This is a genomic window from Psychrobacter sp. van23A, from assembly GCF_030845275.1.
GTDB lineage: Bacteria > Pseudomonadota > Gammaproteobacteria > Pseudomonadales > Moraxellaceae > Psychrobacter > Psychrobacter faecalis.
This window is the reverse complement of sequence record NZ_CP132595.1, coordinates 2903510-2917820: the sequence shown is the minus strand read 5'-3', so window position 1 is coordinate 2917820 and position 14311 is coordinate 2903510. Positions and strand designations below refer to the sequence as shown.

Annotated in this window: 9 protein-coding genes; 4 read left to right on the top strand and 5 right to left on the bottom strand. The window is 44.9% G+C overall.

Features of this window, described 5'->3' with window-relative positions; translation table 11 throughout:
• Window positions 1–120: 120 nt before the first annotated feature.
• Complete coding sequence (trxA, locus tag RAH45_RS12370) at window positions 121–447, bottom strand: thioredoxin (RefSeq protein WP_068403703.1); 327 nt, start codon at window positions 445–447, stop codon at window positions 121–123.
• A gap of 371 nt (window positions 448–818) precedes the next feature.
• On the opposite strand from trxA, the gene RAH45_RS12365 reads away from it, so the two are divergent.
• Together RAH45_RS12365 and RAH45_RS12360 are read left to right on the top strand one after the other, a co-directional pair.
• Window positions 819–1532, top strand: a complete 714-nt coding sequence (locus RAH45_RS12365; protein WP_306495323.1) for an RluA family pseudouridine synthase — start codon at window positions 819–821, stop codon at window positions 1530–1532.
• A 57-nt stretch (window positions 1533–1589) separates the two neighbouring features.
• A complete protein-coding gene (locus tag RAH45_RS12360; RefSeq protein WP_306495322.1) occupies window positions 1590–3221 on the top strand; it encodes a flavin-containing monooxygenase in 1632 nt (543 codons plus the stop codon).
• Here RAH45_RS12360 and RAH45_RS12355 read toward each other — a convergent pair.
• The 3 genes from RAH45_RS12355 to RAH45_RS12345 form a co-directional block, all read right to left on the bottom strand.
• Entirely contained in the window at window positions 3218–4177 is a 960-nt protein-coding gene (locus tag RAH45_RS12355; RefSeq protein ID WP_068403697.1) for a D-2-hydroxyacid dehydrogenase, read from the bottom strand. The genes RAH45_RS12360 and RAH45_RS12355 overlap by 4 nt on opposite strands.
• Before the next feature lie 243 nt (window positions 4178–4420).
• Window positions 4421–5383 (bottom strand): response regulator, encoded by a 963-nt coding sequence (locus RAH45_RS12350; protein WP_306495321.1) that lies wholly within the window; start codon window positions 5381–5383, stop codon window positions 4421–4423.
• 96 nt (window positions 5384–5479) lie between these two features.
• Window positions 5480–7792, bottom strand: a complete 2313-nt coding sequence (locus tag RAH45_RS12345) for a sensor histidine kinase (protein ID WP_306495320.1) — start codon at window positions 7790–7792, stop codon at window positions 5480–5482.
• 793 nt (window positions 7793–8585) lie between these two features.
• On the opposite strand from RAH45_RS12345, the gene rapA reads away from it, so the two are divergent.
• Both rapA and RAH45_RS12335 read left to right on the top strand, forming a co-directional pair.
• Entirely contained in the window at window positions 8586–11474 is a 2889-nt protein-coding gene (gene rapA / locus RAH45_RS12340) for an RNA polymerase-associated protein RapA (protein WP_289050945.1), read from the top strand.
• A gap of 447 nt (window positions 11475–11921) precedes the next feature.
• A complete protein-coding gene (locus RAH45_RS12335) occupies window positions 11922–12824 on the top strand; it encodes an acyl-CoA thioesterase (RefSeq protein WP_144297665.1) in 903 nt (300 codons plus the stop codon).
• A 97-nt stretch (window positions 12825–12921) separates the two neighbouring features.
• Here RAH45_RS12335 and mutY read toward each other — a convergent pair whose 3' ends face one another.
• A complete protein-coding gene (gene mutY, locus RAH45_RS12330; RefSeq protein WP_289050947.1) occupies window positions 12922–14193 on the bottom strand; it encodes an A/G-specific adenine glycosylase in 1272 nt (423 codons plus the stop codon).
• Between the last annotated feature and the right edge of the window lie 118 nt (window positions 14194–14311).

Sequence of the window (14311 nt, the reverse complement as noted above, 5' to 3'; positions counted from 1 at the left end):
AGCTCAAAAAGATAATGGCTTTTTCAATACGTACTTTATAAATAGCATAGCGCATTCTTTAAAATCGCTATTTTTAACAAACACCTTTAGCGATTATTAGAGGGCGTGTATTAACCGTACTTATAGATGTTTATCTAATACTTTAGCAAGTTCAGCTTTTGGCTGTAAGCCCATGACTGAATCGACTTTTTCGCCATCTTTAAAGACAAATAGCGTTGGGATGTTGCGGATACCAAAACGGCTCGCTGCTTGCGGGTTGTTATCGACGTCGACTTTAACGATTTTGACTTTACCTTGGTACTCGCTCGCCAAATCTTCTAAAATAGGTGCAATGGCTTTACAAGGACCACACCAAGTTGCCCAAAAGTCTACTAGCACTGGCATATCAGATTGTAGAACGTCTTGGTCGAAGTTTGCATCAGTGGTATTAACAATAAGGTCTGACATAATTTATCTCTCTTGTTTTATTATTTCTATCACCAGTCATCATACAATACGGCTGTCATATTCGAGCGATGAGTGGTTAAAGAATGGTTGGGAGGTGGTGAAAATCTGCCATTATATTAACATGTTTGCTCAAAGTTGACAGATGCAGGCGGGTTAAAATGTTTAACTATTACTATTAGCACAATAAATCGACACATAATGACACAGGTTATGTTTTATCTGTCACCCTAATCTCTTGCGGGCATTATTCTACATCTAGCATGTTTACCGTGTAGCGCCGTTAATATTTCTAAACCCTAATATCATTTATTGCCTTATTAGAATAATCTATTTTTAGACCACCAACCTTTTGATATAAGTAGCCCATTTTTATGCCTTTTACCGATGAAGCAATAAACGCCTTAAACGCTCAAGAAAATGCCTATCCTCTTGCGTTTTTCCAAAAATTTGCCCAAGACATTACCGTCTATGAAGACGATGACATTTGGGTTGTTGATAAGCCCGCCGGACTGTTAAGCGTCGATGGTAAAAGCCTTAAGGTGAGTTTGTTGGCACGACTCGAGCGCGCCAATCCGGCGGTAAAGTTGATCCATCGTCTAGATATGGATACTTCAGGGCTACTAATTTTTGCCAAAAATGCCGCCGCGCAAAGTCACATTAGTAAGCAATTCATCGACCGGTTGCCGCAAAAAAGCTATCAAGCGCGCGTCTTTGGTCGGTGGCAAAACGTCGGTGCCAAAGGCGAGATATCAGTGCCGGTACGCTATGAGCCTACGACCAAACCACGGCATATCGTTGACCATAATTGGTCAAAGCATGCATTGACACTGTATGAGGTGTTGGCGCATGAAGAATGCAACGGTCAAGCCGTTACTCGCGTGCTGTTAAAGCCCGTGACCGGTCGTAGTCATCAGCTGCGCGTGCATATGGTGCACGTCGGTCATGTGATGATTGGCGACCCAATTTATGCCGAAGGTAACGCCTTAACGATTGCGCCGAGGCTTAATTTACATGCTCAGCAATTGCGCCTTAAACATCCGACCCTTGGTGCGTGGATGGATTGGGAAAGTCCATGCCCTTTTTAGTAACTCCTTTCTAATAAGCTATTTTTAAATCAATCATGCAAAAACAAGGATCGTATTATGCTTGATGTAACAGCCGCCAAACAGGCACTTAAGCAGCGCTTTAAACCTAAAGCGTGGTCATCCGCCTCAAATATCCCCGTCGATTGTGAAGTACTTATCATCGGCGCTGGTATTGCCGGTATCGGTATGGCATGTCGATTGCAGCAGCAAAAGCATAAAGCGCTGTTTGGGCAAAAAAGCTCGAGTCGCTTAAAACAGCGAGCAACAAGAAAGCGGCAAAAAACTAGCCAGCGCTTTATGGTATTAGAAAAACGCGCGGATTTGGGCGGTACGTGGGATTTGTTTACGTATCCTGGTATTCGTTCCGACTCTGATGCTTTGACCTTTGGCTATAGCTTTCGTCCGTGGTTGAACCATCGAGTATTGGCAAAAGGCGGCGATATTAAAAACTATATTGCTGATACGGCGCGCGATTTTGGTATCACTGAACATATCCGCTATCAGCATGAGGTGCAGCAACTGTCTTGGTCAAGCCATAACCAACAGTGGACGGCAACGGTAAAAAACCATGTAAGTGGCGAGGTATTTGCCTTAACGGCAAAGTTTGTCGTCGGTGCTACAGGCTACTATGATTATGAGCAAGGTTATCGTCCTATTTTTGAAAACGAAGCAGATTTCCAAGGTGAAATCATTCATCCGCAGCATTGGCAAAACGTCAATTATGACGATAAAAAAGTCGTCATAATTGGTAGTGGGGCGACGGCGATGACGCTATTGCCTGCCATGGTCGATGAAGCGGGCGAGCAATGCGCGCAGCACGTTACTATGCTACAACGCTCGCCGACCTATGTAGCAAATGTACCGGGCGATGATTATGCGCTTGATTGGCTGGCAGGTAAATTTTCGCCGTTATCAAAAACGCAAGCTTATAAGCTACTGCGCGCGCGTAATGTGTTGATGCAACAAGGGACGTATCGAGCAGCGGTTTTTGCGCCGAAGGTGATAAAAGCCTTATTAAAACGTGGCGTTAAAACCGAGTTAAAGGGCAGCGGAGTTGATATTGCGCATTTTATGCCTACTTATAATCCGTGGGATGAGCGACTTTGTGCTGTGCCAGACAGCGATTTGTTTAAGGCATTACATGGCAAGCGCGCTGCCGTCGTGACTGATCAAATCAGCCACTTTACCAAAACTGGCATCATGCTTGACTCTGGCAAACACCTTGACGCTGATATTGTTGTGACCGCAACGGGGCTAAAGCTGCAAATGCTTGGCGGCGCGAAACTATATATCGATGGACAGGCAATTGATATTGGCAAACGCATGACGTATAAGGCGGTGATGGTTGAAGGCGTGCCAAATATGGTGGCGCTATTTGGTTATACCAATGCGTCGTGGACGCTCAAAATCGATTTGGCTTGTCAGTATGTGCTGCGGCTTCTCAACCATATGCATAAGCACGGTTATCAGGTGGCAGTGTCACAAGCAAAAACTGCGCATAGCGAGGCGCATGCGCAGCCAGATACGGTCATGGGCGCGCTATCGGCAGGCTATGTGCAGCGCGCGCAACACCAATTACCGAAACAAGGCGATATTTATCCTTGGCGGGTCACCAATAATTATCTGAGTGACCGCGTGATGCTTAAATACCGCAAAATAAAGGACGATTGGTTAAATTTTAGTCGTTAAGTGTTATTAGTGGTTGTCTTCTCATGCTTATCGATAAATTCTGAGACTTGTTTGCTTAAGATTTGCCACAAGGTTTCTTGCGCGCTTTTACTGCCCCAGGCGTTATGCGGACTAAATATCACCCGCGGATGCTTAGCAAGGGTTAATAAAGGGTCGTCTTTGACAATCGGCTCTTGCTCAAATACATCGGTGGCATAACCAATAATTTGCTCGTTATTAATGGCATCGGTCAGCGCTTGGCTATCGACAATACCGCCACGAGCGACATTGACAATCAGTGGCTGTTTAGCCATTTTCGCTAAGGTGTCTTTATTAATTAAGTGCTTGGTTTGCTCATTTAATGGGCAATGTAAGCTCAGTACATCAGACTGCGCCAGTACCTCATCGAACGCCGTATAATCCTCATTACGCGGCGTACGCCCTTGATGCTCCGCCCACAATACTGTCATGCCAAAAGCGCGGGCGATGTCGGTGACGCGTTTACCAATAGTGCCAACACCAATAATACCAAGCGTCTTCTCTTCCAAATCTATCAGCGGAATATCGAGCAAGCAGAAATTACCATCATCTTGCCACGTACCGTCCGCAACTTTTTCATGATAATGAATGCCTGCGCGCATGGCCGTTAGCATCAGCATAAAGGTATGCTCGGGCACGCTTTTGACCGCGTAACCAGCGACGTTATATAGCGCAACATTGTGCTTAGCACAGGCATTTTGATCGACGTTATTCATACCTGTGGCGGTCAGTTGGATAAGCTTAAGTTTGGACAGATTGGCAATGACGTCAGCATTGATTTGGACTTTATTGGCAAAGATAATATCGGCATCTTGACAGCGCTCAATAATCAGCTCTTGAGGTGTATCGTCGTAAGTAATGTAGTCAGTCACGCCAGCAGGTGCTGGTAAGTCGACATTGTCAGAAAAAGTACCCTTGTCTAAAAAAACCGCTTGCATGATGTTTCCTTATCTCATTGTTATTTTAAATAGATGATATTTTAAATAGATGACGTTTTAAATGGTCTTGCATTTTAAATAGGCTGATAGAGTTATTGGCTTAATGTAGCACGTTGCCGGGCTTAGTCAAAAAACGCGTCAAAAACCTTATCGAAAAGCGTGCAGTAAAAAACCTCTACTTCAATTGAAATAGAGGTTTTATTTTATGCGACAGGAGTTCTTGTGCTTATATCGTTTTTCGTTTTATAAAGAAAAACGCTTGCGCAATTTGCCAATCAGACTACGTACGCGACTGCTTAAATCAATACGTACATCGTTTTCAGGGTCGTGCTCCACTTCATAACGCTTAACCAACTCAGGGCTGGCTTTGAGTTTTGCATGATGCTGGAGAGCACGGTTGACGCTAATCTCAAGTAGGCTGGCACGCATGGGCTTAGGTAAGCAGCGATAAACCTGACCTTTATTAATCAAATCAATGAGCAAGCCCGCATCCTGAAATTCCGTCTGTACCAAGACCACCAAGTGCGGCGCATCTTGTTTTAAGGTGAAGATAATCGGCGCGATGTTTTCGCCGCTGACATTGATGTCGGTAATACACACGCCGATATCTTCATTGGCCAAATAATCGTAAGCTTCTTCCAAGCCTTCAGCGTGCAGGACTCTATAGCTATGCGAGAACTGCTTGCTTATTTGTTCAATTAGCTCGTCGGTTTCATCGATGACCAACAGTGTCTGCTTTTTACCAGAACTGTCGAATTGCTCCGCGTCCTCATCTGGATTATAAGTCAACGCGATTTCGGTGGCGCGACCGACGACCGCAAGTAGCTCCTCAGATTTACAAGGTTTGGTCAAATAACGATAAATCTCACCATCGTTAATAGAGCCAATAATGGCGTTCAAATCAGCATAACCGGTCAATAAAATCCGCATGGTAGATGGCGACACTTCTTTGACTTCACGCAAGATATCGACACCCACGCGCTCAGGCATACGTTGGTCGCTGACCGCCACGTGTACATGGTTATTTTTGATATAGTCGATATACTCAGTCGGGTCGGTGGTGATAAACACGTCATGCGTTTTACGAAACAGCAGTTTCATCGAACGTAAAATACGTTGCTCATCGTCGATAAACGCCAACTTCGGTTTCGCTTCAGACCCTAGCTCAGCGCCAGAGGTTTCCATTTCATGGTCAAATTCATTCATGATGATATCCTTATGATGAATAATAGTGCTATAGCTTTATATAATCATTAAAATAGCAATTGAGCTCACAACAAAACGAACAACAGAACCTAGCGCTTACGCTGCTAGGCTTTGTTCGGTTAAATCATTATAAATCGGTAGCGTTAAGGTAAAGGTGGTGCCAACGCCTTCGGTTGAGACCGCTTTAATGTCGCCATTATGCTGCTCCATAATCTGCTGACTGATGGCCATCCCAAGACCGGTTCCTTTGCCCGCGCCTTTGGTGGTAAAGAACGGTTCAAAGATTTGGTTAAGCACCTCGGCGCTCATGCCTTTACCATTGTCGCTGACATCGATATAGACATTGCGCTCATCAGAACGCGTGCGCACTTCGATTTTGCCATCCGGTTTTTCGCCCATGGCTTGCGCGGCGTTATTAAGCAAGTTCACCAAGACTTGGTTAATCTGTGACGGCGAGCATTTAATCTCAGGGTTCGGCGCAAAATCAGTGACAATTTCTTGATGTCTGATAGAGTTGCCAGCGATTTTCAATGACGCTTCGATACATTCGCGCACATCGATGGTTTTCACTTTTGACTCATCAAGACGGGCAAAGTTACGTAAGTTTAGTACCATCTCGGTGATTTGCTCGACGCCAAAGAGAGAGTCTTTAATCAGCTCTTTAAGCTCAGTGGACAAATCATCTTCTTGGATTTCATCCGACGCACGGACGATATCAGCCAATAGTTTGTCAATTTTGCCATCAGTAGCGGCGTCAGTTTTAACGGCTTTTAACCCTTGTACCAACTCAATCAGCTCTTCGTATTGCTCAGTCAACTGACCGATAATTTCTAGGTTGTTTTGCACATAAGACAATGGCGTATTAACCTCATGAGCAACACCTGCGACCATTTGACCTAACGTTGCCATTTTTTCTGAACGAATCAATTGCAGCTGAGAGTTTTTCAGCTCTTTTAGCGTCTCTTGTAGCTCAGCGGTACGCTCTTCAACTTTAATCTCTAGCTGCTGGTTGATATTGGCAAGCTTACCTTCGTTAGATTGGATACGGTCTAGGAGGTCATTAATAGAGCCGTTTACCAGCCCAATCTCGTTGCGACCTTCGGCGAATTTAACCTCGCTTAGCTTATTGTATTGCTTATCGTTAATCAGGTTTTCCGCTTGCGAGATTTTATCGGTGGTTTCTTTTAATGGTTTAAACGCTAAATAAGTGAGCATAAAGTAAATCAAACCCGCGGTGATAAGTAGCGCGAGGGCAATCCAGTTGATCAGATTTTTACTTAAGTTGTCAGCGATGGCGTTAATTTCAGCGTCAGGCTGGACGACGATAAGTTTCCAATAAGTCTCAGGAATCTCAAATACGTACGCTTGGCTGCCGTTATAGTAGCTGTCTTTTTCCAACTCAAAGCTCTGCAATAAGCGGCTATCCATCGCGTTTTGCTTATTTTCACCGTTGTTTAGATAAGCGGCGTAGTTGACGAGATAATAGCCTTTTGACGTACCGGTTTCGGCTTTATCAAGCGTGGTCAATACCTGCTGGACTTGCGGCGATACGCTAGCGGCAACGCGCTCGATAGTCTCTTTACGCTGCATCTCCAAGAAGTTTAGTACCGGATTCCAAGCAGGGTCAGCGTTGATAACTTGCTTGATATCGAGCGGTGTGCCGGTGGCTTCGTCGATATAGCTTAAGCGCTCAGGATTAGATGAAGCGATAACTTTGTCACTGTTATCGAGCAGTAAAATATAACCTGAGCCTGAGCTTTCGCTGAGCTTAACGATGTTTTCTTGCAGCTGGTTGAGGGTAAAGTTGACGGTACTGGCACCCCAGAACTGGTTGTCACGCTCGATGGCGACACCGCAACTCATCGCCAGCTCGCCTTTGGTTTGGCTGGCGCGGACATGGTTCCAAATACAGCTTTCAGGTTTGAGCAATTTCAAAACGCTAAACCAGTCTTCTTGATAATAAGGATTGGCAGGGTTTGGGTCGCTGAGTACCGCTTGATAATCGCCGTTTTGACGCACCATCAAAAATGGATGGGTGGCGGTATTGGCGCCCAGTGCGCCTTTTTCTGGCCAAATGCCGCCACTACCTAATAAGTTATAATCGCGCTTATCAAAAGCATTGGCGGTACTGGCTTGCAAAATCGCTTCTTGTGGCGGCAAAGTCTGCGCGCTTTGCTGCAATAACAGGGCACTGCGCATCACGCGATTGATATCGGCTGAGATACTATTGACCGCGGTATTACCACGCTCAGCGACCAGTTTTGCCGATTCAAGGCGAATTTTTTCATGACCTTCTTTATCAACAACATACACAACAACGGCTAGTACGACCACAAAAGCCATAAATAGAATGGTCGTCACTTGGGTACTGACTTGGTTAAAAAAGCCAACTTTTTTGGAGGCACTCATGAGGGGATTGTCCTTGGATAAACGTGACCTCAAAGCAGACTGTCTATACAGACTACTGATGCTATTTGCTGTGAGCAATCGATGATGTGGTGATACGTAAGCCTTACGAAAATGGGATTTGAGTATTGGGGCAAAGTTTTTAAGATTATCACTTAGTTAAACATCTAGATATATAACTAGTATTAAAGTATTTACGGTTAATTCATAACTTAAACGACTATGAAAAACACTATTTGGCTTACTTAACGGTCTTAAAAAGGACAGTATTAAGTAGGAGGTTGCCGAAATTTTGTGTTTTAAGACTTGATAGTTAAATTTTTTGAATAACTTTTTTATATCATTGGGAAAATCTAAAAGGGGGTAATGGTTAATATAGCTTCAATAACAATAAGAAATGTTAAATTGCATATATTAACAATATAGAAACAATTTTATGATAACAATGTTTAGGGCATAGTAGCGAGCCTTTTTCTTTACTTGTGAGTCGTTATATATGGATTTCTAAAAAGTTACTTAAGCGCAGTATTGCAATATTCTTGCCAAACAATTGCAATAATCTTGCCAAAAACTGCTCTTGAAAAGTCAAGTTAACGCACTCATCTAGGCGCTAACGTTATATAATGGTCTGTTTTATCCATCGACCTAGCTGACAAGTTGGGCGTTGCTGATAGCTTCAATGACCAGCAATTTATTAATGAGTTTGAGCTATTAATTGACTAAATCCTTGTGTGATTGTGGCTTGATTCATTAATTATCTATTTTCTTATCATCTGAGTACAAAAGACATCGCCTTATGACTATCTCTATCGCTTCATTGCACAGCACCGAATTTGCCGTTGGTCAACGTTATTTATCTGATACGGAGTCTGAGCTTGGCTTGGGTGTGGTCATCGACGTCGATGACCGCTGTGTGCATATCCTATTTCCGCAAAGTGAAGAGACGCGCGTCTACGCCAAAAATTCTGCGCCGTTATCGCGCGTGGTGTTCAAAGAAGGCGATAGCATTTCTGACCAAGCCGGTAATACCTTTACGGTGACAGCTGTTGAAGAAGTGATGGGCGTGCTCAAATACAGTGTTGATGAGCATGAAAAAGGCATTATGGAAACCCGTTTGGCGGCTAATATCACGCTGGCTAAGCCGCTTGAGCGTTTGCTGGCTGGTCGTATTGAGCGCGGGGATTGGTATGAGCTGCGTCAAGATATCTTGCGTATGCAATCAGCGCTAGCGGGTCATCCGCTCAAAGGCTTGATGGGCGCACGTGTCGATATCATCGAGCATCAGCTGTATATTGCCCATGAAGTCGGTAAACGTATCGCCCCGCGTGTCTTGCTTGCTGACGAAGTTGGCTTGGGTAAGACTATTGAAGCAGGTCTGATTATTCATCAGCAGCTACTGACTGGCAAAGCTGAGCGCGTCCTAATTCTTGTACCAGACAGTTTGCAGTATCAGTGGATGATCGAGCTGCGTCGCCGTTTTAATCTAAACTTTGCCTTGTTTGATTTGGTACGTACCGCTGCGATTAAAGAACACGACCCTGAGCAAAACGTCTTTACGACTGAGCAATGTATCATTGCCGGCATGGACTTATTGCTTGACCATCCAGATTTGTACGATCAAGCGATGGAAGCGGGCTTTGATTTATTGGTCGTCGATGAAGCGCATCACCTGCATTGGGATGAAGCACAAGGCGGCAATGATAAATATGACCTCATTGCCGACTTTGCCGAAGAAACACCGGGCGTCATGTTGTTGACCGCAACGCCAGAGCAGCTTGGTGCCCAAAGTCACTTTGCCCGTCTGCGTTTATTAGACCCCGACCGCTTTGATGACCTTGATGAGTTTATCGATAGCCAAGAAGCCTTTGCTGAAACCGCCGCTGTTGCCAGTGTTTTAATCGAAGATAAACCGTTAAGCGACGGTCAAATAGCGGCGTTGAGTCATCTGCTTTCTATTAGTATCGATGAATTAGCAAACATTAATGACGACGAAAAACTGCGTACTTATGCGCTTAATGAACTCCTTGACCGTCATGGTACGGGACGTATTTTATTCCGTAATACTCGTGAGAGTGTCAAAGGTTTTTATGGTCGTAGCAGCCAGCCGTATCCATTGTCGCTACCTGCAGCATGGGTCGATAGCTACCAAACCAAGGGTAAATTGCGCGAGCAGCTTTGGGGCGAAGAAAATCAACCCGATGGTGGCTGGCTAGAAGATGACCCGCGGGTGCCGTGGTTGATTGATATCTTAAAGGGTGAGCTTAAGCATAAAAAAGTGCTGCTGATTGCGCGGAGTGGGGCGACGGTCGAAAGCTTAGAAGCCGTCTTACGTCTGCATGCTGGTATTAAAACCGCCATCTTTACCGAGCAGATGACCTTACTTGAGCGTGACCAAGCGGCGGCGTTTTTTGCTGACTCAGAGGGCGCACAGATATTACTCTGCTCAGAGATTGGTTCGGAAGGTCGTAACTTCCAGTTTGCAAGCCAGCTGATATTGTGGGACCTGCCTGCCAATCCAGATACGTTAGAGCAGCGTATCGGTCGCCTAGACCGTATCGGGCAGACACAGCAAATTATGCTGCACGTACCGTATGTACAAGGGACGGCGCAAGAGCGACTGTACCGCTGGTATAACGACGCGCTCAATATGTTTAATCAGATTTCTCCAACGGCGCAAAGCGTACAAGAGCAATATATCCAAGAGCTAAAGCCGATGCTTGAAGGCGCGGATACCGACGCTAACCGCACCACTTTGCAGGAGATTATCGAAGAAGCACAGCAAACGCGCTTGGGACTAGAAGCACAGCTACAAGCCGGTCGCGATCGCTTGCTTGAGTACAACTCATGCCGTCCGCGCGTTGCTGGGCGTATTGCCGATGCCATGCATGATTTTGATAAACACAATCTATTGCCGCAATTTATCGAGCGCTTTTTTGCTTCCGCCAATATCGACCACAATATCCAGCGTGATGGCTCATGGGTGATTGCGCCGATTGATAGCACGGAAATTAGCGATTATATCGACGGTCTGCCGCTCGGTGATGAGGATGGTATGACGCTGACCTTTGAGCGCAAGCAAGCGCTGCAGCGTGAAGATATCGAATTTATCACCCATGAGCATCCATTGATGCGCGCGATTTATGAGCTAGCAAGTACCAGCACTTTTGGGAATACCACCGTTGCGATGCTAAAGAGTGTCGCCGTTCCACAAGGTATGGTGATGCTAGAAGTGAATTTTCGCGTTGAAGCGATTGCGCCAAGATTGCTTAATCTGCCTGCAACCCTGCCGACGCAAAATATTCGTGTGTTTATCAGTGAGCAGGGCAGTGATTTATCCGCGCGTATTAGCAGCGATATGATTATGCCGCATATTGAGCGCTTGGATAAAAACCGCGCCCGCCAAGTGATTAAGGTACGTGGCGATGTGATTGAGCAGCGTTATTATGAAGCCGAAGATATTGCCCGTCAACAGCTAGAAGACATTGGTGAACAAGCAAGCGCGCGCTTTAGCCAACAGTGGTCACGTGAAATCAAACGCCTAAAGCATTTGCAAACCATCAATCCTAACGTGCGCCCAGAAGAGATTGAGCGTCTAGAGCAGCTAAAAGCCCAAGGTGAGCAAGCACTAGGCAATTTATCGCTGGTTCCAGACTCTATTCGCGTGTTGGTCGCTGTAAAGCCATAATATAAAGTTAAATAAAAAGCGAGGTGTCTCATCATCTCGTTTTTTATTTATGTTTGTGAGCTTAGATGCTACTTGGTTAGATAATTGCTTGTTTAGATAATTACTTGCTCATTATTGTTAAGCTAATAAAGCGTTAAACCGACTCGTAAGGCGGCGACTGCCTAGTCAAAATCTTTAATATTCGCTAAGATGATTGGCTTTTCGCTTTATAATGAGCGATTGCTAATCATTTTACTGGCTATTTATTTGGCGTTCTCAGCGTTATGTGGGTGTTTATCGCAAACTATAATAGCCATGCTATAACAGTTTTAAAATAAACCTACTATACATATTATTTTAAATTAAAACGCCGCATTGGCTTAAGCCTATCGTATTGATACGCTTGACCCTTGAGTGCTTATATCTCAATGCTTGGCGTGATTGATCAAAATAAGGAAACCTATCGTCATGTCTGATTATCCGCAACTGATCGATGAGCTGCTCGCTACCGTCGCGCTTATCGAAGTCAGCCCTGATGTTTTTGAAGGTAAAAGCCACGATTATGTGGGCAGTCGTATTTTTGGCGGGCAAGTGCTGGCGCAAGCAATTATGGCCGCATCGCATACGCTCGATAAAGACAAACCTTGTCATTCGTTGCATGGTTATTTTTTGCGCGGTGGCGATATCAATCAGCCGGTGATTTACCAAGTACGCCGCCTGCGTGATGGTCGCAGTCTGTCAGCGCGTGAAGTCACGGCAATTCAGTATAAAGAAGTGCGCGGTAAAGCGCCTGTCGAGCAAGTGATATTTTCGATGATTGCTTCGTTTTCACCGATGGAAGAGGGTTTGGAATATCAAGAAGATATGCCAGTGTATCCACCGCCAGAAGACTTGCTTGATGAGCAAGATTTAAAAGAGCAGTATGTTGGAAAGGTTCCTGATGCCCTAAAAGCGCGCTTTATGCGTCATCGTCATGTCGAGATTAAACCGATTAAGCCGCGTGATCCGATTCATCCAGAACCGATGAAACCCAAGCAAGCAAACTGGCTGCGTATCCGTGAGCTTGGCAAGCAGCCAGTGGCCATTCAGCAAGCACTATTGGCATTTTCGTCTGATTTTTACTTGGTCGGTACGGGGCTGATGTCACATGGTGTCAGCTTTATGACCAGTGGCTTGCAAGCGGCGAGTATCGACCACTCGATGCATTTTCATCGTGATTTTGATTTAAATAATTGGCTGCTATATGACATGTGGAGCGACACCACATCTAATGCCAAAGGCTTAAACCACGGACAGTTTTGGCAAGATGGTCGATTGGTCGCGACGGTACAACAAGAAGGTTTGATGCGCTTGCGGGTGCCCAAATCTTAAGTTTTGTCTTAGTTTTTTGTAGGTTATAAATGAAAAAAGCGACTCAGAATATATTTTGAGTCGCTTTTTTTTATAAAGGTTACTTAGTCGCCCTAACTTAGGCTTCCAAGATCTTTACCATTGCTCGTGGCAATCCAAGTGTTGCTTGTGCATCTTCAGCATTTGACCAATTTATATTAATATCTGCTGCTTGCAAGGCTTTGGTCAAATCAGCCGTTTGCTCATTCGTTAAAGTCAGTGATTGCGGCGTTAAATACCAATGGAAATGAGTTAATGAATGTTTAATAGGCGCGTCATCAATTAAGGCTTTATTAATGGGCGCGGCTGCTAAATTATGCTTATTTAACCATTCATTGATAATTTGCTCAGCGGTGGTAAATTCTGTTTCATAGACTTTTTCATTGCTAGCAACTTTTAATGATTTATCATCGCTGGCTTTTGAATTTTTAGCAGTTGTTTTGCCACTTACTTTACCGTCAATTTTCTCAAAAAATTGCAAAGGCAAACTCCACAATCCGCCCCAAATGCCATTGTCAGGACGCTGTAGCCACAGTATTTTGCCGTCCGTATCTTTAATCAATAGTGCATTGCTAAATTTGCTGGGCTTGGGCTGCTTTTTAGCTTTGACTGGATAATCGGTTTCGCGACCCTGCGCATGGGCAATACAATCCTCTTGCAGCGGACAAAATAGGCAAGCAGGTTTGCTACGAGTGCATAAGGTTGCGCCCATATCCATCATGGCTTGCGCAAATAATCCTGAATTTTCCCTAGGCGTTAAACGCTCCGCCAATGCCCACAGCGCTTTGGTCGTCGCCGACTTAGTAATATCACCATCGATAGCCGCCCAGCGTGTCAGGACGCGCTTGACATTACCATCACAGATAACGCCGTAACGATGAAGACCCATTGCCATAATCGCCCCAGCGGTCGACGGTCCAACGCCAGAAATCGCCTCCCAACCGGCTAAGGTTTGCGGAAAGTCGCCCGTCTCATCAATGACTTCGACCAATTGCTTCGCGCCTTTATGTAAATTACGCGCGCGCGCATAGTAGCCAAGCCCTGCCCAATGCTCCGCCACCATATCCCAATCTGCTGCTGCTAAATCCTGTACCGTCGGAAAGCTATCCATAAAACGGGCAAAGTAGGGCAGCACTGTCGTTACTTGCGTTTGCTGTAGCATGACTTCTGATAGCCAAACGACATAAGGATTGGGCGTGTCAGTTTGGTGCTGTTGCCAAGGTAAGTCGTGGCGACCGTTTTCGGCGAACCAATTAAGAAGTCGCGGGGCGAAGTTAGTTAATTCAGCTTCGGATTGGCTAAATATGTGGTTTCCAATTTTATTTTTTAAATTAGCGGTTGGCTGAGTCATAAAAAACCGTCATATTAGAAGCGAGAATTAGGATATGAGGGCTTTGAGTCAGCTTTTCCATCGTTTAAAGTTAATTCATATAAAATTGTTTTATAGTTTTTACATTTACTTTATCAGA

Excerpts from the sequence above, each read along its gene's own strand:
- RAH45_RS12360 (WP_306495322.1), top strand. The coding sequence starts at position 1,590 with ATGCTTGATGTAACAGCCGCCAAACAGGCACTTAAGCAGCGCTTTAAA.
- RAH45_RS12335 (WP_144297665.1), top strand. The coding sequence starts at position 11,922 with ATGTCTGATTATCCGCAACTGATCGATGAGCTGCTCGCTACCGTCGCG.
- RAH45_RS12355 (WP_068403697.1), bottom strand. The coding sequence starts at position 4,177 with ATGCAAGCGGTTTTTTTAGACAAGGGTACTTTTTCTGACAATGTCGAC.
- mutY (WP_289050947.1), bottom strand. The coding sequence starts at position 14,193 with ATGACTCAGCCAACCGCTAATTTAAAAAATAAAATTGGAAACCACATA.
- rapA (WP_289050945.1), top strand. The coding sequence starts at position 8,586 with ATGACTATCTCTATCGCTTCATTGCACAGCACCGAATTTGCCGTTGGT.
- RAH45_RS12365 (WP_306495323.1), top strand. The coding sequence starts at position 819 with ATGCCTTTTACCGATGAAGCAATAAACGCCTTAAACGCTCAAGAAAAT.
- RAH45_RS12345 (WP_306495320.1), bottom strand. The coding sequence starts at position 7,792 with ATGAGTGCCTCCAAAAAAGTTGGCTTTTTTAACCAAGTCAGTACCCAA.
- RAH45_RS12350 (WP_306495321.1), bottom strand. The coding sequence starts at position 5,383 with ATGAATGAATTTGACCATGAAATGGAAACCTCTGGCGCTGAGCTAGGG.
- trxA (WP_068403703.1), bottom strand. The coding sequence starts at position 447 with ATGTCAGACCTTATTGTTAATACCACTGATGCAAACTTCGACCAAGAC.